Raw genomic sequence first — 18,884 nt, forward strand, 5'->3', positions numbered from 1 at the left:
CAAAGCCATGCGAGTCCAACAACTCACCTGCGCGCTGGGCGCCGAACTGAGCGGCGTCAACCTGGCTGATGCCGTACGCGACGACAGCCTGTTCGCCGAGATCCGCGCGTTGCTGCTGCAGCACCGCGTGCTGTTCCTGCGCGACCAGAAGCTCAGCCGGGCCGATCACGTTGCCTTCGCCAGCCGCTTCGGCGAACTGGAAGACCACCCGGTGGCCGGCAGCGACCCGGAACACCCGGGCCTGGTGCGCATCTACAAGACGCCCGACCAGCCCAATGACCGCTACGAGAACGCCTGGCACTCCGACACCACGTGGCGCGAGGCGCCGCAGTTCGGCGCAGTGCTGCGCTGCCTGGAATGCCCGCCGGTCGGTGGCGACACCATGTGGGCGAACATGGCGCTGGCGTACGAACGGCTGCCCGACCACATCAAGTCGGAGATCGCCGAACTGCGCGCACGCCACAGTATCGAAGCCAGCTTTGGCGCCGCCATGCCGATCGAAAAGCGCCTGGCGCTGAAGGCGCAGTATCCCGATGCCGAGCATCCGGTCGTGCGCACGCACCCCGACACCGGCGAGAAGGTGCTTTACGTCAACGCCTTCACCACGCACTTCACCAACTACCACACCGCCGCACGCGTGCGATTCGGCCAGGACGCCAATCCGGGCGCTGGGGACCTGCTGCGCTACCTGGTAAGCCAGGCCTACATCCCCGAATACCAGGTGCGCTGGCGCTGGGCGCCGGACAGCATGGCGATCTGGGACAACACCGCCACGCAGCACTATGCGGTGATGGATTACCCGCCTTGCCACCGCAAGATGGAACGCGCCGGCATCATCGGCACGCGCCCGTACTGAACAAGGCTTAGAGCAAAAGAGCATGCAAGACAACCTGATTACACCGGCCAAGTCGGCCTACGCCTATCCGCTGCTGGTCAAGCAGCTGCTGACCAACGCCCTGAGCCTCTATGGCGACCAGGAGATCAGCTACCGCGGCGAGATGCGCTATACGTTCCGCGATTTCCGCCACCGCATCGGCAAGCTGGCCTCGGCGCTGGCTGCGCTGGACGTCCGCCATGGCAGCACCGTTGCCGTGATGGACTGGGACAGCCACCGCTACCTGGAATGCTACTTCGGCGTGCCGATGATGGGGGCCACGCTGTTCACCGTCAATGTGCGGCTGTCGCCCCAGCAGATCCTCTATACCCTCAACGATGCCGGCGCCGCGATCGTGCTGGTGCACCCGGACTTCCTGCCGGTGATCGAGCAGATCCGCCCGCAGCTGACCGGCAACCCGCGCTTCGTGCTGCTGGCCGATGGCCAGGACGTGCCGAAGACCAGCGTGCCGTTCGCCGGCGAGTACGAGGCGCTGCTGGCGCAGGCGTCGCCGGACTTCGAGTTCGCGGACTTCGACGAGAACACCAAGGCGGCCACCTTCTATACGACCGGCACCACCGGTGACCCGAAAGGTGTCTGCTACAGCCACCGCGAGATCGTGCTGCACACGCTGGCGTCGGCGACGAGCCTGTGCTCGCCGCGCGAAGGGCAGCGCATGCATCGCGAAGATGTCTACATGCCGATCACGCCGATGTTCCACGTGCTGGCGTGGGGCATCCCCTACATCGCCGTGATGCTGGGGCTGCGCACGGTGCTGCCGGGCCGCTATGTGCCCGACCAGCTGCTGAAGCTGCGCGAGACCGAGAAGGTCACCTTCTCGCACTGCGTGCCGACCATCCTGCAGATGCTGTTGCAGGCGTCCGCCAACGGCAAGCCGGACCTGTCCGGCTGGAAGATCATCATCGGAGGCTCGGCGCTGCCGCCGGCGCTGTGCGAGGCGGCCCTGGACCGCGGCATCGACATTTTTGCCGGCTACGGCATGTCGGAGACCGGCCCGATCGTGTCGCTGGCGCAGCTGCCGCCCGGCCGCAAGCCGAAGGACCGTGCGGAAGAAGTCCGCATGCGCTGCTCCACCGGCCGTCCGGTGACGCTGGTGGACTACCGCGTCGTCAGCGAAGACATGCAGGACCTGCCGCGTGACGGCAAGAGCCGGGGCGAGATCGTGCTGCGTGCGCCGTTCCTGACCAAGGCGTACTTCGGCAAGCCGGCGGCATCGGAAGACCTGTGGGCAGGCGGCTACCTGCATACGCAGGACGTCGCGGTGATGGGCCAGGATGGCTTTGTGCAGATCGTCGACCGCATCAAGGACGTGATCAAGACCGGCGGCGAGTGGGTGTCGTCGATCGAGGTGGAGAACCTAATCACCGAAGTGCCCGGCGTGCTGGAATGCGCGGTGATCGGCGTTCCGGATGCACGGTGGGGTGAGCGGCCGATGGCTTTCGTGGTGCGCAAGGCGGGCGTGGAGGTGGATGCGGAGCAGGTTCGCGGGCATCTGCTGGGACATGTCGCGTCGCAGCGCATCAGCAAGTACGCGGTGCCCGAGGCCGACCGCATCACGTTCGTCGATGCGATCCCGAAGACCAGCGTAGGCAAAATCAACAAGAAGCAGCTGCGGGAAGACGCAGCCTGAGAGAGAAGGTAAGGAGCTTGGCGCCAGTCCTCAGGCGGGGACTGGCGCCTTTTTTTTGGCTCCTATATGAACGCGCCTCGACAAGTGATGATTGTGAGTTGGATTTCATCTCTCTTTGTCGCTGTGATCAAACTCTATGGACGACATGAGTTCAGCGATTTCATCAAAAAACGAAACGGGAATACGCAGAGTTCCATTAAAATTTTCCGACGCCCCAATCAATACATTGCTGCCTTGAACGATGCAAATATTTATTCGCTCAAGCTTGGTTTGATTATTGCGATGGAGATATGCAACTACGACTCCCGACCATCCTTTCCCATCAAGCGCGCGAAACTTCACGCCTTTACCCATTGAAATTGGATTCCAGGCATTGTTGGTAAATTTGGCTGGACACCTGTATGAATTTGTGGCTATTATTTGCGTCAATTCCGGAGTGACATTTTCGATATTTTTAATACCCCATGAAAAGTTGGATGTGCTTTCGCACATTATTCCAATCCATCTGTCATCAAGTCTCCCTTTCTTTTTGAACGACCAATCATAGCCGGCCGCCATTTCGGTCTGCGAAAGATATGGCATTCTATTATCAGAAAATCGCGTCGCTGATCGATAAATAATCATATCAGGATCATTGAATCGAATGTGGTCGTCTTTGGCAAGATTAATCGAAAATTTGCAATCCCCTAGGGTAACAGCGATATTTCCGGGCCCATCAGCGAACTGTGAGCTTCCAATATCGTTTCCCACGGAGGTTTTTGGTACTGGCGCTATTTCAGCGAATGTTAAATTGCTTGACAGGATGAATGTCATCCCAATGGCTTTTGCTGCCATGTTTGCGTTTTTCACGGAATCTCCCGGCGAACGTAATCTACTGGAATCTGGCTAAAACTTCCGTCTATCTGGTTGAATGCCGGTGCATCTAGCAATACAACTTGTGCGTTCCCAAAAGCCAGAAATCTAGCCTGGATGCCCCATATGGCTGAATAACTGCTTGAGGGGGATCCGGTATTGACGGTGCCGGCAACTTTCCCAAAAGCTCTGTTCTCATAATAATGCCTTGGGCCACTATTGGTGTTGAGAACCTTCAAAGTTCCGTTTGGTGTGGAATAATATTCATCGGCTCCAGAAGCCGCATTCGACCAGGCCCAGTAGGAGCCCGCGCTATCTGCAGCCTCGAATGCATTCTTTGTGTCATTTCTTCGATTTATAATTTCGGCAGAAATATGTGTCGATGTGTCGCTCAACGAATTTGCTGGGTCGAACATCGTCCTCTTGCCGTTAATAACGGGACGATTATTATTCGCCTGGGTGGTATGCTGCTGCAAAATAAGCTTACTCTGTTCATTGGTGGTAAGCCCGCGAAATGTCCAGTATTTGATGTAATTGGCTGCGTGAGTGAGTTGGAGGAATCCTCGCCCATCCCACGGCCTATACCAGTATGGCGACCCCTCATGATATTTTTGAAACCACTGCGTTTCTTGGGTTGCATTTCCAAAGAAACAAGCCATGCGAACTAGAGGGGTTATTCCGTATTTTCGGAGTGCTGCATTTAGTTCGAGCCGGCGAGAAATGGCATCACTACAATCATTGGAAAGAAGCGATGCGGCTCCATTCAATGATATATTCGACCACAGCCAGTTCGCCCCGTTTTTATCGAATGTAAAGGCAGGAAGAAGTTGCAGAAGTTCATTTCTAGCCAGCCACCCACATTTCCTGAAATGGCGCACAAACGCCAGGGGGTGGAAGAACCAGAATTTCTGCCCACTGTCCAGCGGTGTCTTGTCAAGAAACTGAAGTTGCTTCTGGAATTTGAGGAAATTGTTGTAGCCATTTGGATCGGTTTCCTTACGCTTTCCGAAGAACCCATTCGGGTCATTCAACCGCTCGTAGCGCTCCTCGTTGCCGCTTGCATCCCATTCGCTCGGGGCGTGGCAAATGAAACCCTTGAGTTTTTCCCTTACCTCGGCGTGAGTTTGGATGTAAGCGGCCAGCTTGTCTTCCTGCCCCCATTCAGGGCGCAAACGCTCGGTTGGTGTTTCCAGGTCCTCGACTACCTTGACAATGTTGCGCAGTGCGTCTTGATCGCAGAGTCCGTCCTGGCTGAACAGCGCATTGCCTTCGTCGATCTTCTGCCAGCCCGTAAAGAACGGGAAATTCGCATCGGAGAGTTTCTGGATTGTGCTCTGGCTGATATCAACATAGCCCTGCTTGCCCGCATCGAAGGTCACCGCCACCCACGTCTTTGGCGGGGCAGCAGGCGGAGTCAGATCTTTGCTTAAAATCCGCCCGAACCGGAGCATCTCGTAGCCGTCGCTCGGGCATGACGGATAGAGCGCGGTGGCGCGCGCGTACATCTTGTACTCGTAGTCTGCATAGGCGTCCCGTTCTGGAGCAGGCGTCAGCAGCGTAATGGTGTCGACCTTTTCCAGCCAGGAACGTGTGTAGCGTTGGCCCTTGTGAAAATAGGCTTCGACATACAGCTTGTTGCCGGCGTCCAGTGTGCCCGCCTGCAGCGCTGGAAAGTACTCGGCGGCTGCTCCGACCGCATTCGGAGTACTGACGAACGCTTGAGGGCCTGTGATGACGAAGTAGCTATGCCCCCAGTAGTCTTTTGACGCTGGGGTAGTGGGAGCCGCATTTCCAAGCTGCACCGTGTGGCCAGCCTGTTCGAACCATGCCCCGAAGTCGACTTCGGTCATGAAGATCTCGAAGTGAAGGTGCGATTGCCCGTGGCAGGCTCCGGGATATCCGAGCATGTCCTTGCGGTAGACCTTCAGGTTTTGCGGCACCTTCACGCCATCGCTCGGATAGCAAAGCCATTTCGGAAGCACCGTGGATGATCCGACCGCCGGTGGGTTAGCCGGCAACGGCTTGATGTTCGTGCGCGTGCTTTCGAGATCCAGCAGGTGCATGTACAACGAATAAAAGGTAATGGTTCTGCCATCCCCTGTCTCTGTGGTGTGCTTGAGCAGTACAAAGCCGGTGTTCGAGTTCAGTGCATCGCTGCCGTCGTTCTTCTTTTGCCCATCTCCAATGGCTTTCTGGCTGACGCGATAGGCAACGACTTCACCATCCGCGATGGCTCGGACCGCCTCATTCTGGAGGCTTGGCTGCAGATGCGCACCGCAATGCCAGCGGCGGTCAAACGCGATTGGGTAGACGCCGTGATGGGGCAATTCGAGCTTGTCCACGACATCCATCATCGGGTCAATCCTGGCCGGATCGCTGGATTCCATGCCGTTGGCCGGCAGGAAGGGGGGGCTGATGATCATGATCAGTGGGATGATGGATACAGGTTGCTGAGCTGCAATTGGCTATTCGGCAGGGTCGGCAAGGCAAAGTCCATCCCGTCCGGACCTTCGAACGTAAAGGACGCGGCTTTCACCTTGAAGGCGCCGGAGCAATGGAAGGTGGCGCTGTGGCCGTCGAATGCAGGTAGGCACCCTGCTGCCTGTCACGGCCTTCTTGGCAGCGTGGTTGCCGTCGGGGAAGGCCAGCAGTACAGGCCCTCCTGCGCCATCAACAGCCGGATATTGTCCCAATCCGGCATCTGATACCGCATGCGGAAGGCGTGGCGCGGGCATTTGTGGCGTGTCTTGAAGATGAACCGGTGGCCCTTGAGGTCGTGCCGGCGCAGGATCGCCTCGATGATTTGCGGAGCGGTCTGCTGCTGGTAGATTCGGCTGGCGCGCGTGAGCGGCAGTCGCGCGACCAGCGGCCCGACCACGCTCTCGTAGCCACCGAAATCGCGGGTCTGGCGGGTCTGGCGGAAGTGGGTGATGCACCCCGCGAACTTGCGTGGCTCGCCGCCGTTGGCGGGAGCGATCAGGAAGGTCGCTTCGCGGCCCAGGTAGTCGGCACGGGAGAGTGCCAGCGGGTGCGTGAGCTGGATGGTGACGACATAGGGGGCGCCCATCCGTTCCACCGCTTCGAAGGACACCACCGACAGCGCGGCGGCGCTGGCCGTGCCGGGTACTTCGAGGAAGTAAGCCTGCCGCCCGGTGGTCAGCTCGTTGAGTGCGCGGGCGCCGGGAGCCTTGAGTTCGTCAAATCCTTCCGCCATTCTTGTTCACTCCGCTTTCGCCATACCGTTACGCTTGGTACTTCGTGCCAGGTTGGACATTCGCTGCCGCAGGCAGCCAGGGATTGGCAATTGTGCGGAGCATCGCTGCGCCCGCATTTGAGACGCATCAATAGATGTCGAACGGTACGGAAGGGGCGCAGCGGAATATCGGACGCCTCCTGGAAATCATCCGATCACGCTGAAATCAGTATTAAGATAATCTGAATTCGCCAGAATGATTTTCATTGGCAGGTGCCCCAGCGCGCCCGCGTCGTACCGGGCGTCGGTGGCGAACGAGTTGTCGATGGTGATCAGGGCTCAGGCGGGAGGGGATGGGAGAGATGGGAGAGATGGCCGACGTGGCCGGTCTTTGGAAAACGGCAGGCAGGCTCCTTGGGTAAGAAAACCCGCCGCTCTTTATCACGTGAGGGTGGCGGGCCCGACGACGAAGGCAGCAAACCGTCGGAAAAGAAGTGCCCGCTCAAGGCTGAATATTGAACGCCTTCACAATCGCGCCATTGCGCTCGAACTCATCGTGCAGCGACTGTCCAAGCTGCTGCAACGACTGCGCCGGCATCGGTTCATAGCTCAGCGCCTGCATCCGCTCCTGCACCTTCGGCGTTGCCGCGGCTTTGTAGGTTGCGGTCTGGATCTTCTGCGCCAGCTCGACCGGCACGCGCGCGGAGGCGATTACGCCAACCCAGTTGCTGAACTCGACATCCGGATAGCCCAGTTCCGCGAAGGTCGGTACCTGCGGCAGCAGCGGCGAGCGGCTCTTCGACGCCACGGCATAAGGCTGCAGCTTGCCCGCCTTGATCATCGGCAGCGACGTTACCATGCCGTCGTACATCACCGCGATCTGTCCGCCCATCACCTGGGCCAGCGCAGGCGCCGAACCGGCGAACGGCACGTGCTGCAGGTCCATGCCGGTCTTCTGGTTCACGATCACGCCTGCATAATGCGACGCCGTGCCGGCGCTGTAGGAAGCGAAGCTGAGCTTGCCGGGGTTGGCACGCGCGTAGCTCACCAGGCCGTTGAAGTCCTTGGCGGGCAGCGTGGGAGCGCCCACCAGCAGCAGCCGCGACCGCGCCACCGCGGCCAGCGGGCGGATGTCCTTCATGGTGTTGTAGGGGGTCTTCAGCACGTGCGGCACTTCCGTCAGCACGTTGGTCGCGGTCACCATGATGGTCTGGCCGTCGGGCGGCGCGGCCAGCATGGCGCTGATCGCGATGCCGCCGCCGGCGCCCGGCTTGTTGTCGACCACCACGGGCGTGCCGAGGTCGGCCGAAAGCTGGTCGGCCAGCAGGCGTGCGATCACGTCCATGGTGCCGCCGGCAGGCGCCGGCACCAGCATGCGCACGGGCTTGCTGGTCCAGGCCATGGCGGCGGGCATTGCCAGTGCCAGCATGGCGGCAACCGCGGCGTGGCGGGGACGGAACAGGGTGGGGCGGGTTGACATGGTTGTCTCCAATTTAAAGATATGAGATGGAACTGGCCCATGCCAGCCTTCTTGCCGGGACGGTCATGGGGTCAGGTTTGAAGAGATCGGGGGCGCGTGCGCCGGTGTGCCGGCGCAGGCAGATTCAGCCGGCGGCCAGCGTGGCGCGCTGTTTTGCGCGCGCAAGGGCCCGCTTCATGGCTTCGAGCAGCACGGCGGGCGGTCGTGCGCCCGACACGCTGTGCGTGCCGTTGAAAACGAGATAGGGCACGCCGGAGCCGGCGCGCAGCGGCCGGTCTTCCGTGTCGTGCAGTGGTGGCAGCCAGTCCAGGTCCCGGCGGCCGGCGTTGGCGCCGTCGTCAGGCAATGCGATGCCGCAGCTTGCCGCCGCGCGCCGCAGGACCAGCGGATCGCCGATGTTCTCGCCACGGATGAAGTAGCGCGTGAACAGTTCGTCCAGCAGCGGCGAAGCGGCAGCGGGGCCGGCTTGCTGCACGGCGTGGCGTACCAGGCGGTGGGCCAGCAGCGTGCTGGGAAAGGTTTCGATGCGGTCCAGCGCCAGCGCGATGCCAGCGTCGAGTGCCGCGGCGCAGACTTGCGCCTGGCGCGCGGCCAGGGCATCGGGGCCTCCCAGCCGTGCCAGGTAGAACTCGCGGTAAGGCGTGCCTTCCGGTGGCGTGACTGGAAGCAGTGGGTAAGACCGCCATGCAACCTGGACGGCAACGTTCGGGTGCTCCTGGCCCAGCCATTCGATGGCGGTTTCCAGGTGCTTCTTGCCGATCATGCACCAGGGGCAGATCAGGTCGAAGTAGGCATCGACCGTAAGCGTGGATGGGTGGTTCATGGCAACAGCTCGATGACGCCCGCCGGCGCATGCGTGCCTGCCAGCGGGCGATGGGGAGTCAGGGCGCGGTCGCGGCCTGCGTGCGGCGCCAGGGCTGGCGGGCAGGCAGTTCGGCCAGCACCTCGGCGCGCCGGGTGTCGGTCATGCTGTCCCAGGTGCCGATTTCCAGCGGTGTCCTGCCGCAGCCCTGGCAGTACTTGCCGGCCACGTCCAGGCGGCAGATGTTGAGGCACGGGTTGGCGACGGCGACAGCAGGGTTCATGACTTCAGCAGTGTGGTGGTTCGCTCGGCGGGTGGGCCGGTAAACGCCTGGCCGGGACCGGGGCCCGCGGCCAGGCGACGCACGTCAGGCAGCGCGCCGCGGCAGGTTCTTCTCCCCGGCCTTGCGGTTGGGCGCCATGCCGTGCGCCGCAAGAGTTTCATCGGCGCTGTCGTACCAGGTGCCGATGCGGTAGATCTCGCGCGCTTCCTTGCCCGAGGCGATCTCGCGGCCAAGTTCCTTGGCCACGCGCACGCATTGCTCGATCTGCTGCACCGACGTCATGCGGTTGCCGTGCTGGTCGATGATGGTGTCCTCGATGCCGCAGCGCGGGTGCAGGCCCATCGACATCGCCATCATGTTGAACGGCAGCACGTTCTTCAGCAGCGACTCCGCGGTCAGCGTGCAGCCATCCGGCGCGCGGTGGACGAAGTTGAAGAAGTTGAACGGGTTGGGGCCGTCGAAGCCGCCGCCGATGCCGATCCACGTCAGGTTCAGCGGGCCTTTGTAGAGGCCGGCGCGCACCATGCGCTCCAGCGTTTCCATCGCGTGGATGCCGGTGAGCTGGAAGTGCGGCTGGATGCCGGCGTTGCTCAGGCGGCGCAGGTGCTCTTCCACCCAGCCCGGGCCGGCCGGCACCGTCATTTCGCGGTAGGCAGCCTGGTAGGCGGGATGCTCCAGCGAGGTACCTTTCAGGTACTCGGGATAGAGCAGCTCCATGATGTTCATCTGCGTGGTGTTGATCGCCACGGTGACCTGGTCCGGCTTCGGGTCCAGGTCAGCCAGCATATGGCGGGTGTCGTCGGACAGCCACTTGGCAGCCTGGCCATCGTCTTCCGGCGCGAACGAGATCGAGCCGCCGACCTGGATGATCATGTCGGGCACGGCGGCGCGCACGCCGGCGATCAGCTCGTTGAACTTCGACAGGCGCTTGGAGCCCTTGCCGTCCAGTTCGCGCACATGCAGGTGCAGCACGGTGGCGCCAGCGTTATAGCAATCCACGGCCTTTTGCACCTGCTCTTCCATGGTCACCGGGATGTCTTCGGGGAAGTCCTGCGGCATCCACTCGGGGCCATACGGGGCCACGGTGATAACCACCTTGTCCTGGTTCTCGGGGTGCAGGGAATCGTCGAGGAATTGCATGTGTGTTGCTCCTGTGATTTGTCGGCATGGGCGCTTGCGAGCACGCCGGCTCGCAGTCCGTGAGCCTGTAGTCGTGGCCATTCGGATGTATCGAAGTATCGGCGAACGGCGTCCGGAGATTTGGCGATCCGGGACGCTTGTTTGGCATTTCGGGACAGTCAGGGAAAACACGATGTGCGGGGATCGGGCGACGTTGCAAAGTGTCGGAGCGTTGGCGCAGCACGCGCCGTCTTTCCTCTCCGTCCCCCCAGTGAACTGCCTGTCCCCCACCGTCCCGGTCTCCTTCGTCCATGGCTTCCTGCCAGGTGCCGACCCGGCATTGATCGCGCGGCTTGCAGCCCGCTCTGGCATTGCGACGGAGCTGATGGACGAGCCCGCGGCGCGCGTGACGCAGGAGCAGTTCGCGACCCTGTACCGGCTGCTGGCGCACGAACTCGACGATGAAATGCCCGGCATCTTCAGCCGTCCGCTGCGCAATGGCACGCTCAAGTACCTGTGCCTGAGCTTGCTGGATGCGCCACGGCTGGAAGTGGCACTGCATCGCTTCGGGCAATTCTTCCGCCTGCTGCTGGACGAGTTCCGCGTGGAGTCGCGGCGCGACGGCAACGCGGCCTATGTGGAGCTGGTGGAGCCCGCCGCGGGGCCGACGGTGAACGCGATGGCGCGCGAGCTGATGCTGAAGCTGGTGCATGGCGTGGCGTCATGGCTGATCCGCCAAAAGATCCCGCTGCAGGCGGTACAGCTGCCGTCCGGGCGGCCCGCGCAGGCAAGCGACCATCTCTACCTGTTTCCTGGCCCGGTGCACTTCGGCTGCCAGCGCGGCGCTATCGTCTTTGACGCGGCATACCTCGGCATGCCGGTGCGGCAGCGCAAGGCCGACCTTGAAAAATTTCTCGCCCGCGCGCCCGAGGACTGGATCTTCGTCACGTTCGCGGAGCCGATGACCTGCCATCGCGTCAGGCAGCACGTGGCGGATTGCCTGCCGGTCGCGCCGACGATCGAGGCGGTGGCGGCGGCGCTGCACTGTTCCGTGCGAACGCTGTGCCGCCGGCTCTCCGCGGAAGGCACCACCTTCCAGGCGATCAAGGATGACGTGCGTCGCGACATCGCCATCCAGCGCCTGACACGCACCGGCGACGCGATCGCGGCCATTGCCTTCGACGTGGGCTTCGACAATCCCACAGCCTTCCATCGTGCCTTCCGGCAGTGGACCGGCAGCACGCCCAACACGTACCGCCGCGCGCCGTAGCCGCGCATGCGGCTGCCAATGCCGGCCGCGTGACTGACAAATCGTGCCATCCCGGGAGGACTCGGCAGCGCTTTGCGCGCACGCTGCGCCGAGGCCGTGCAAAGCGGCAAGCATTGTCAACGATTGGGCAGGTTTTGGTAGCTGTTCTGGCGCGCCTTGCCACTACGATGCGGCAGACAAACAAGCGTGTGTCCGACGCGGTCGGAGGCACAGAACCAGGGTTAGCAAGGAGGCATATGGCTATTGAAGGCTACAGCATGAGCACGCTCGGCGCATTCGTCGGCACGGAGCTCGGCGTTTCGGAATGGATGGAGGTGGATCAGGCGCGCATCGATGCATTCGCGCAATGCACCGGAGACCACCAGTGGATCCACGTGGACGTGGAACGCGCGCGCCGCGAAAGCCCGTTCGGCGGCACCATCGCGCACGGCTACCTGACGCTGTCGTTGCTGGCAGGGAAGCTGGTCGAGATGGGCGTGGTACCCGCGGATGCACGTGCCGCGGTCAACTACGGCGTAGAGAAGACGCGCTTCCTGGCGCCGGTGAAGACGGGGGCGCGCGTGCGCAATCGCGTCAGGCTGATGTCGGCCGACAGCAAGGGCGATGGCCGCGTGCTGCTGCGCACGGAAAACACGATGGAAATCGAGGGCGAAGCCAAGCCGGCCATGGTGGCCGAAGCCCTGGCGCTTGTCATGGCGTGAAGTGGCAACAGCGGATATAGCAGGAAAGCAAGCAGGAACGAAAGATGAGAAGCAACATGACAAGTGCAGCCAACGTGGAGGCGCCAACCGACCTTCTGGCGGGACCCAATCCCTTCGTCGGGATCCGTCCCGAAGACTTCATCACGGCCGCGCAGCAGATCGGCGCACAGTGCGTGCAGGAGCCGGTGCTGGTGCTCGAGCAGCAGGCGCAGCTGGCCCATGACCTGGTCAGCGTGCTGGATGGTTCGGCACCGATGCCGTCGGCGCGCGACCGGCGCTTTGCTGACGATGCCTGGCGCGAACATCCGCTGTTCCGGATGTCGCTGCAAGGCTACCAGGCCTGGCGTGACGCGCTCGAGGGCACGGTGCGGCGTTCCGTGATGGACCCGCGCAGCAAGCATCGCGCGCAGTACTTCACGTCGCTGCTGGCCGATGCGCTGGCGCCGACCAACACGCTGGCGGGCAACCCGGCGGCACTGCGCAAGACCTTCGAGTCGTGCGGCATGAACCTGGTCAGCGGTCTGGTCAACCTGGCCACCGATGTCCTGACCAATGGCGGCATGCCCGCACAGGTCGACAAGAGCGCATTCAGCGTGGGCAAGAACCTGGCTGCCACGCCTGGCGTCGTGGTGTTCCGCAATGAGGTGCTGGAGCTGATCCAGTACGCCCCGACCACCGCGAAAGTGCATGCGCGGCCCCAGCTGATCGTGCCGCCGCAGGTCAACAAGTTCTACGTGTTCGACCTGGCACCGGGCAAGAGCATGGTGGAGTACATGCTGGGCCAGGGGCTGCAGGTGTTCGTGGTCAGCTGGCGCAACCCCACGGCGGCGCAGCGCGACTGGAATCTCGATACCTATGTCGGCGCGCTGGTCGAGGCGATCCATGCGATACGCGATATCACCGGCAGTGCCGACGTCAACCTGCATGGCGCCTGCTCCGGCGCGATGACGATGGCCGCACTGCTGGGCTATTGCGCGGCGAGTGGCGAAAAGCTTGTGCATGCCGTCACGCTGATGGTGGCAGTGTTCGGGCTCGATGCGGAGTCGCAACTCGGCCTGTTCAGCACGCCCGAGGCGGTTACGGCCTCGCGGCATGGCAGCGCGTCGCAAGGCGTGCTCGACGGCGAGGCGCTGGGCCGGGTCTTTGCCTGGCTGCGGCCCAATGACCTGGTGTGGAACTACTGGGTCAACAACTACCTGCTCGGCAACGCGCCGCCGGCGTTCGACGTCCTCTACTGGAACAACGACACCACGCGCCTGCCGGCTGGGCTGCATGGCCAGTTCCTGGACATGCTGACGCTGAACCAGCTCGCCACGCCAGGCGCGCTGAACGTGCTTGGCCACGCCATTTCGCTGTCCGACGTCGACTGCGACAAGTACGTGCTGGCCGGCATGACCGACCACATCACGCCGTGGAAGGCCGTGTACCGCTCGGCGCAGGCGTTTGGCGGGCGCACCGAGTTCGTGCTGAGTTCCAGCGGCCACGTGCAAAGCCTGGTCAATCCTCCCGGCAATGCCAAGGCGAAGTATTTCCGCAACGGCACGCCCGATGCGCAGCCCGAGACCTGGCTGGAAGGCGCCTCCGCCGAGCAGGGCTCGTGGTGGGAGCACTGGACCCAGTGGCTGAAGAAGCGCTCGGGCCCGAAGCGCAATGCGCCCGCCGAGCCCGGCAGCCTGAACTTTCCCCCCCTGGGCGAAGCCCCGGGCCGTTATGTGACCGAGGCCTGATGCGCCGCCGGAACACTGCAATCTGAATTCCTCAACCCAACTGTCAGGAGAAACCAAGATGGAAACGACCAACACCGCAGGTGCATCGGCCGCACAGGCCCCGCACAAGAAACTGCTCGACTTCGTGCGCAACAACCGCCTGGACCCGTCCGCGGTCCTGGAATCGCGCCGCAAGGACATCGAGGCGCTTGCCAGCGTCAACGTGATGCTGCTGGGCGGCTTGCAATCGCTGGTGCGCCAGCAGGCCGAGTTCCTGTGCGATGCCGCCGCCGACCTGCAGGCGCTGTCGCGCGGCAGCCAGGCTGTCGACGGCAAGGCCCCCGCGAAGCTGGCGGAAGCCCTGCCGCGCTCGCTGCAGAAGGCGGTAGCCGGCGTGCGCGGCCTGACCGACACGCTGTACAAGGCCCAGGCCGACAGCATTTCGGTGGTCGGACGCCGCCTCGCCGAGAACGTTGAGGAGGCGAAGGGGATCCTGCGCCCGAAACAATAAGTGGCGGCGGGCATGGCTGCCCCCGGCCATGCCCGTGCGCTGCGTCTCCAGGATGAACTGATGACAACAACAGACGCCGGCACGCATGCCGGTCACAAGCTGCAGGTCCTGACCGTGGACCTGGACGGCCAGGTAGTAAAGGCCGGTATCCGGCCCGGCAGCGATGCCGGGCCGCCGTTGCTGATCTTCAACGGCATCGGCGCCAACCTTGAACTGCTCGCCCCCTTTGTCGATGCCCTTCCGGGCATCGAAGTCATTCTTTTCGACGTTCCCGGCGCCGGCGGCTCGCCCGCGCCGGTGCTGCCGTATCGCCTTTCCAGTGTTTGCGTGCTGGCTGACCGCCTGCTGTCGCACCTCGGCTATCAGGGCCAGGTCGATGTGCTCGGCGTGTCGTGGGGCGGGGCGCTGGCGCAGGAGTTTGCCCGGCTTTATGCCGCGCGATGCCGGCGCCTGGTGCTTGCCGCCACGTCGCCCGGCGTGCTCATGGTGCCGGGCAGCCTGTCGGTGCTCACCAAGATGATCGGCGTGCGGCGCTATACCGATCCGCAATACCTGCGCAGAATCGGCGCCGACCTTTACGGTGGCGCCTTCCGCCGCGATCCGGACTTGCTCGACGAACACGGCCGGCACATGCAGCCACCGCCCGGGCGCGGCTATCTCTACCAACTGCTGGCGGCGTGGGGCTGGAGCAGCCTGCCGTGGCTGGGCGCGCTGCGACAGCCCACGCTGGTCATGCACGGCAGCGACGACCCGATCGTGCCGCCGGTCAATGCCAGGATCCTGGCAGCCCGCATCCCCGACTCGACGCTGCAGATGGTCGAAGACGGCCACCTCTTCCTGGTGACCGGGCCGGAGCATGCGGCCGGCATCGTCCACGGCTTTTTGCGCCGCTGACACGGCATTGAAGCGCCAGCAACGGCGCTTTCGGCTCGTGGCCGCCGGAGCCACCCCCAACCACCACCCATAAAAAAAAGCGGCCGTCCCGGAATCCGGGCGGCCGCAAAAGAGCATCGGTTGCAGGGTCGATGCTGCCAGACGCGTTGTCAGAACTTGTGGCGGATGCCCACTGCCGCGCCGAACATGTTGCTCTGCCCGTTGGCCAGCGCGTAGCTGTTGCCCAGAGACAGGCTGTTGGCGTAGACCGTGGCCAGCGATTCCATCATCAGGCCGGCATTCTTGGCGTAGGCCGTGGTCAGGTACACGTCGGTACGCTTGGAGAACGCGTAGTTGGCAATGAAGGCGACCTGCCATGGGTTGGGGACATGGGTATCGCCATACAGGGTCTTGACGTTGTCGTAGGCGTATTCGAGCGTCAGGCCGATGGCCGGAGTGACCTGGTAGGTACCGCCGATCCAGTAGAAATCGTCACGCTGGATCACCACGTCCGCGGCGTTCTTGTTCTGGCCCCAGCGGTAGCCGCCCATGATCTTTGCCGGACCATACGAATAGCTGGCGCCGACCACGGCCTTCTTGATCTCGCCGTTGCTCGTGCCGATGGTCGGGTTCCACTGGTCGTAGCCGAAGGTCACGCCAAACGGGCCGCCCTGGTAGGCCACCGCGGCACCCCAGGCGGTGTCGCGCCGGAACTGGCCGGGCACTTCGCCGTTGCCGCCGATCGGCGTGGCAATGCCCACGGTCGCCGGCAGCGCCAGGCCGGTCCCGAAGGACCAGTGCGCCAGCGCCGTGACCGGGCCGAACTGGCCGGTGTACTTGATGGTGTTGTCGGCGCGGAAGTTCGGGCCGGATTGCAGCACCACCGGTTCGTACTGGGTGGCATAGGCGGCCGGCGAGAAGTTCGCCAGGGCTTCGAACATCGAGGTGTACTGGCGCCCCAGGCTGATCTGGCCGATGCCTGCCTTCTGCAGGCCGACGAAGGCCTGGCGGCCGAACAGGCGGTTGCTTTGCTGCATCGTGCCGGTATCGAGGTTAAAACCGCTTTCCAGCACGAACAGGCCCTTCAGGCCGCCGCCGAGGTCCTCGGTACCGCGCATGCCCCAGCGCGACCCGGAGACGCCGCCCGAGTTCATGCGGTAGACGTCGTTCGCCGGGCCGCGGTTGAACTGGTTGCTCGCCACCGGCACGGCGCCGACATGGTTTGCGTATTCGACATTGATGTCCACCACGCCGTATAGCGTGACGGTTGACTGCGCGAGGGCGCTGCCTGAGCAGGTTAGCGCTGCGGCTGCAGCCATGGTCCTGAGCTTCATGGAGTGTTCTCCCCTTCTTTTCCTTTGGTTTGGGATGCGGATGAATTCCGTCTGGTCTGGTATTGCCGGGTACTGCGATTCAATGCGTTTTCTTCGCGTTCTTCGCGTGCTTCAGTTGGCGCGCAGCAGATCGTCGATCAGGGCGGTCGCGCGTGGCCAGGGGCCGTAGCCCGCGGCGGGATTGAGGTGGCCGACTTCGCCCAGGTCGACCAGTGTGCTGCCCCAGTCGCTGGCCATCTGGGCCGCGCGCGGGTAGCTCGCCAGCGGATCGTTGCGGCTGGCGGCGAGGATGGTCGGGAAGGGCAGCGGGTCCTTCGGGATCGGCAGCCAGCCGTGCTCTGCGAGCGTGGCGATGTCCGGGTACCCGGCCGGCATGGGGCTTTCCAGGTCGGCTGGCGTGGCGAGCAGCGCGCCGCGGATCTTGCGGTGGTGCCGGGCGGCCCAGTGCACGGTGATCATGACGCCGGCGCTATGCGCGACCAGGACGACCGGGCCGTCGATGTCGGCCAGGGCGGCGTCCAGCGCCGCGACGCGGGCATCGCGGCTCAGCTTGTCATGCTCCAGCGGCGGCACGGAGCGCGCGTTGGGCAGTTGTGCCTGGAGCAGGGTCTGCCAGTGTTCGGCCACGTGGTCGCGCAGGCCGGGCACCAGCAGCACGGTGGTATCAGGGGAAAGGCTCATGGTTCTGCAGGAATGTCAGTCAGAAGTTCGGGAAGCGCAGGCCTCGTGCCGGCTCTCCAGGCGGCGCAGGTCCGCAGCGTAGTAACGGCGTCCGGCAAGGAACGCGGCGGCGGCCAGCAGCGACGCCATCGGCACCAGCTGCAACGCACCGCGCAGGCCGATGTGGTCGGCCAGCAGGCCGGTGACAAACGGCCCGGGCGCCAGCCCCAGCAGGTTGTTGGCCAGCGTCAGCGTGGCAAAGGCGGTGGCGTGGATGGCCGGGCGGGTCAGGTTGGCGACCGCGGCGCTGGCAGGGCCGGCGGCGCCGCCGACAAACAGCATGCCGGCACCGATCAGTACCAGTTGCAAGGTGCCCGCCGGCAGACGGAACGCCGTCAGCAGCAGGGCGCAGCAGATCAGGCTGTAGGCCGTCGCGATCACCCACTTGCGGCAAGGCGCATGCCGGGCCAGCCAGTCTGTCATCGCCCCGCACAGCACCATGCCGACGCCGCCGGCCAGCACGAATCCCGCGGCGACCGCGCCGGCGCGGTCCGTCGCCATGCCGTAGTAGCGCGCCAGGTAGCTGGGCATCCAGGTGATCAGGGCGCCCATCACCAGCAGCTGCAGGGCGCTGCCGACATAGGCGCAGAGGATCGAGCGCGCGGAGAACAGCGCGGCGAGCAGCGGGCGCAGGGGCATGGCGGGCCCGCGCGCTCCGGTATCAGCGTCTTCGCCGAGCTCCTTGCGCCGTGCCCGCAGCCGCGGTTCGGTCACGATCAGGCGGAAGACCACCACCAGCACCAGCCCGAACACCGCCATGCCGGCAAAGGCCCAGCGCCAGCCGAAATGCGCCGACAAGGCGCCGCCGAGCCCCATGCCCAGCACCGAGCCGAACGCGCCGCCGGCGATAAAGGCGGAACTCAGGCTGGCGCGCAGGTGGCGCGGGAATACCGACAGCACCACGGCAATGCCGACGCTGCCGTATGCTGCCTCGCCGATGCCCACGCACAGTCGCGCGATGAACATCTGGCCAAAGCCGTTTGCCAGTGCGCAGCCCAGCGTCGCCAGGCTCCACAGCGCCGCCATCAGCACCAGGCTGCGGACCCGGCCCCAGCGGTCGGCCAGGATCGACAACGGGAACGTCAGCAAGCCGACCATCAGCGCCACGATGCCGCCCAGCGCACCCAGTTCGGTGTCGCTAAGCGACCATTCGGCCTTCAGCAGGGGGAATACCGCGTTGAGCACCTGGCGGGACATATAGTCCGACAGCAGCAGGCCAAAGCTCAGGGCAAAGACAAGCCAGGCATAGAGGCTTGAGCGCGATGTCTTGTCCGACGGCGTTGCAACGGTGCGATGGGTAGTGGGTTGCCCGATCATGAGAATTTTTCCAGTAGTGGACCGGCTGAGCCACGGCGTTGCCAGCAGGAAAAAGCAGTCCTCTGGGGCGTGGTCGCAGGCCGGTTGCGACTGGCGAAGTATCGGATATTGGCGACCGCGGGTTTGGCCTGGCGGGACATCTCCTTTGCATTCAGGGACAATCGGGGAAAACGAGAGGGAGCCGCGTGGGGGCGGCCG

Annotated in this window: 16 protein-coding genes and 1 pseudogene; 7 read left to right on the forward strand and 10 right to left on the reverse strand. The window is 63.8% G+C overall.

The genetic code is table 11. The features are described 5' to 3' along the window. Nucleotides 1-7 precede the first annotated feature (7 nt). Nucleotides 8-856 carry a TauD/TfdA family dioxygenase gene (locus tag LPA45_RS19185; protein WP_317920572.1) on the forward strand — a complete coding sequence of 283 codons (849 nt, stop codon included), beginning with the start codon at nucleotides 8-10 and terminating at the stop codon, nucleotides 854-856. Nucleotides 857-878: 22 nt separating this feature from the next. Next, a complete protein-coding gene (locus LPA45_RS19190) occupies nucleotides 879-2,525 on the forward strand; it encodes a fatty acid--CoA ligase (RefSeq protein ID WP_116322917.1) in 1,647 nt (548 codons plus the stop codon). A 105-nt stretch (nucleotides 2,526-2,630) separates the two neighbouring features. On the opposite strand, the gene LPA45_RS19195 is transcribed toward LPA45_RS19190, so the two are convergent. The 7 genes and pseudogenes from LPA45_RS19195 to LPA45_RS19225 form a co-directional block, all read right to left on the reverse strand. Further along, entirely contained in the window at nucleotides 2,631-3,374 is a 744-nt protein-coding gene (locus LPA45_RS19195) for a hypothetical protein (RefSeq protein WP_317920574.1), read from the reverse strand. Then, nucleotides 3,371-5,800 (reverse strand): hypothetical protein, encoded by a 2,430-nt coding sequence (locus tag LPA45_RS19200; RefSeq protein WP_317920575.1) that lies wholly within the window; start codon nucleotides 5,798-5,800, stop codon nucleotides 3,371-3,373. The genes LPA45_RS19195 and LPA45_RS19200 overlap by 4 nt, the downstream gene beginning before the upstream one ends. A gap of 212 nt (nucleotides 5,801-6,012) precedes the next feature. Beyond that, a pseudogene (locus tag LPA45_RS19205) lies at nucleotides 6,013-6,591 on the reverse strand (contractile injection system protein, VgrG/Pvc8 family); the annotation flags it as partial. A gap of 481 nt (nucleotides 6,592-7,072) precedes the next feature. Continuing rightward, complete coding sequence (locus LPA45_RS19210; protein ID WP_317920576.1) at nucleotides 7,073-8,050, reverse strand: tripartite tricarboxylate transporter substrate binding protein; 978 nt, start codon at nucleotides 8,048-8,050, stop codon at nucleotides 7,073-7,075. Between the two features lie 124 nt (nucleotides 8,051-8,174). Next, nucleotides 8,175-8,873, reverse strand: a complete 699-nt coding sequence (locus tag LPA45_RS19215; protein WP_116322743.1) for a DsbA family oxidoreductase — start codon at nucleotides 8,871-8,873, stop codon at nucleotides 8,175-8,177. Between the two features lie 58 nt (nucleotides 8,874-8,931). Next, nucleotides 8,932-9,135, reverse strand: coding sequence for a DUF1289 domain-containing protein (locus LPA45_RS19220; protein WP_116322742.1), 204 nt, complete (start codon nucleotides 9,133-9,135; stop codon nucleotides 8,932-8,934). A gap of 84 nt (nucleotides 9,136-9,219) precedes the next feature. Then, nucleotides 9,220-10,275, reverse strand: coding sequence for a 3-keto-5-aminohexanoate cleavage protein (locus LPA45_RS19225; RefSeq protein WP_116322741.1), 1,056 nt, complete (start codon nucleotides 10,273-10,275; stop codon nucleotides 9,220-9,222). Between the two features lie 250 nt (nucleotides 10,276-10,525). Here LPA45_RS19225 and LPA45_RS19230 point away from each other — a divergent pair, with 250 nt between their 5' ends. From LPA45_RS19230 to phaZ, 5 genes are all read left to right on the forward strand, one after another. After that, a complete protein-coding gene (locus LPA45_RS19230; protein WP_376790669.1) occupies nucleotides 10,526-11,524 on the forward strand; it encodes an AraC family transcriptional regulator in 999 nt (332 codons plus the stop codon). A gap of 236 nt (nucleotides 11,525-11,760) precedes the next feature. Continuing rightward, nucleotides 11,761-12,225, forward strand: a complete 465-nt coding sequence (locus tag LPA45_RS19235) for a MaoC family dehydratase (protein WP_116322739.1) — start codon at nucleotides 11,761-11,763, stop codon at nucleotides 12,223-12,225. Between the two features lie 56 nt (nucleotides 12,226-12,281). Further along, a complete protein-coding gene (locus LPA45_RS19240; protein WP_317920578.1) occupies nucleotides 12,282-13,952 on the forward strand; it encodes an alpha/beta fold hydrolase in 1,671 nt (556 codons plus the stop codon). A gap of 58 nt (nucleotides 13,953-14,010) precedes the next feature. Beyond that, entirely contained in the window at nucleotides 14,011-14,442 is a 432-nt protein-coding gene (locus LPA45_RS19245) for a phasin family protein (protein WP_116322737.1), read from the forward strand. Nucleotides 14,443-14,502: 60 nt separating this feature from the next. Continuing rightward, the gene (gene phaZ, locus LPA45_RS19250) at nucleotides 14,503-15,336 is read left to right on the forward strand and encodes a poly(3-hydroxyalkanoate) depolymerase (protein ID WP_116322747.1); all 834 of its coding nucleotides are present in this window, start codon (nucleotides 14,503-14,505) and stop codon (nucleotides 15,334-15,336) included. A gap of 149 nt (nucleotides 15,337-15,485) precedes the next feature. On the opposite strand, the gene LPA45_RS19255 is transcribed toward phaZ, so the two are convergent. The 3 genes from LPA45_RS19255 to LPA45_RS19265 all read right to left on the reverse strand — a co-directional run bounded on the left by LPA45_RS19255 (nucleotide 15,486) and on the right by LPA45_RS19265 (nucleotide 18,686). Further along, the gene (locus LPA45_RS19255) at nucleotides 15,486-16,649 is read right to left on the reverse strand and encodes a porin (RefSeq protein ID WP_317920579.1); all 1,164 of its coding nucleotides are present in this window, start codon (nucleotides 16,647-16,649) and stop codon (nucleotides 15,486-15,488) included. Between the two features lie 111 nt (nucleotides 16,650-16,760). After that, nucleotides 16,761-17,330, reverse strand: a complete 570-nt coding sequence (locus LPA45_RS19260; RefSeq protein ID WP_116322735.1) for an alpha/beta hydrolase — start codon at nucleotides 17,328-17,330, stop codon at nucleotides 16,761-16,763. A 15-nt stretch (nucleotides 17,331-17,345) separates the two neighbouring features. Next, a complete protein-coding gene (locus LPA45_RS19265; RefSeq protein ID WP_116322734.1) occupies nucleotides 17,346-18,686 on the reverse strand; it encodes an MFS transporter in 1,341 nt (446 codons plus the stop codon). Nucleotides 18,687-18,884 lie beyond the last annotated feature (198 nt).

This window comes from Cupriavidus sp. Agwp_2, assembly GCF_040784895.1.
Classification (GTDB): Bacteria; Pseudomonadota; Gammaproteobacteria; order Burkholderiales; family Burkholderiaceae; genus Cupriavidus.

Coding starts and splice junctions, on each gene's coding strand:
- LPA45_RS19210 (WP_317920576.1), bottom strand. CDS start 8,050: ATGTCAACCCGCCCCACCCTGTTCCGTCCCCGCCACGCCGCGGTTGCC.
- LPA45_RS19200 (WP_317920575.1), bottom strand. CDS start 5,800: ATGATCATCAGCCCCCCCTTCCTGCCGGCCAACGGCATGGAATCCAGC.
- LPA45_RS19215 (WP_116322743.1), bottom strand. CDS start 8,873: ATGAACCACCCATCCACGCTTACGGTCGATGCCTACTTCGACCTGATC.
- LPA45_RS19225 (WP_116322741.1), bottom strand. CDS start 10,275: ATGCAATTCCTCGACGATTCCCTGCACCCCGAGAACCAGGACAAGGTG.
- LPA45_RS19255 (WP_317920579.1), bottom strand. CDS start 16,649: ATGAAGCTCAGGACCATGGCTGCAGCCGCAGCGCTAACCTGCTCAGGC.
- LPA45_RS19260 (WP_116322735.1), bottom strand. CDS start 17,330: ATGAGCCTTTCCCCTGATACCACCGTGCTGCTGGTGCCCGGCCTGCGC.
- LPA45_RS19245 (WP_116322737.1), top strand. CDS start 14,011: ATGGAAACGACCAACACCGCAGGTGCATCGGCCGCACAGGCCCCGCAC.
- LPA45_RS19190 (WP_116322917.1), top strand. CDS start 879: ATGCAAGACAACCTGATTACACCGGCCAAGTCGGCCTACGCCTATCCG.
- LPA45_RS19240 (WP_317920578.1), top strand. CDS start 12,282: ATGACAAGTGCAGCCAACGTGGAGGCGCCAACCGACCTTCTGGCGGGA.
- LPA45_RS19220 (WP_116322742.1), bottom strand. CDS start 9,135: ATGAACCCTGCTGTCGCCGTCGCCAACCCGTGCCTCAACATCTGCCGC.
- LPA45_RS19185 (WP_317920572.1), top strand. CDS start 8: ATGCGAGTCCAACAACTCACCTGCGCGCTGGGCGCCGAACTGAGCGGC.
- LPA45_RS19235 (WP_116322739.1), top strand. CDS start 11,761: ATGGCTATTGAAGGCTACAGCATGAGCACGCTCGGCGCATTCGTCGGC.
- phaZ (WP_116322747.1), top strand. CDS start 14,503: ATGACAACAACAGACGCCGGCACGCATGCCGGTCACAAGCTGCAGGTC.
- LPA45_RS19265 (WP_116322734.1), bottom strand. CDS start 18,686: ATGATCGGGCAACCCACTACCCATCGCACCGTTGCAACGCCGTCGGAC.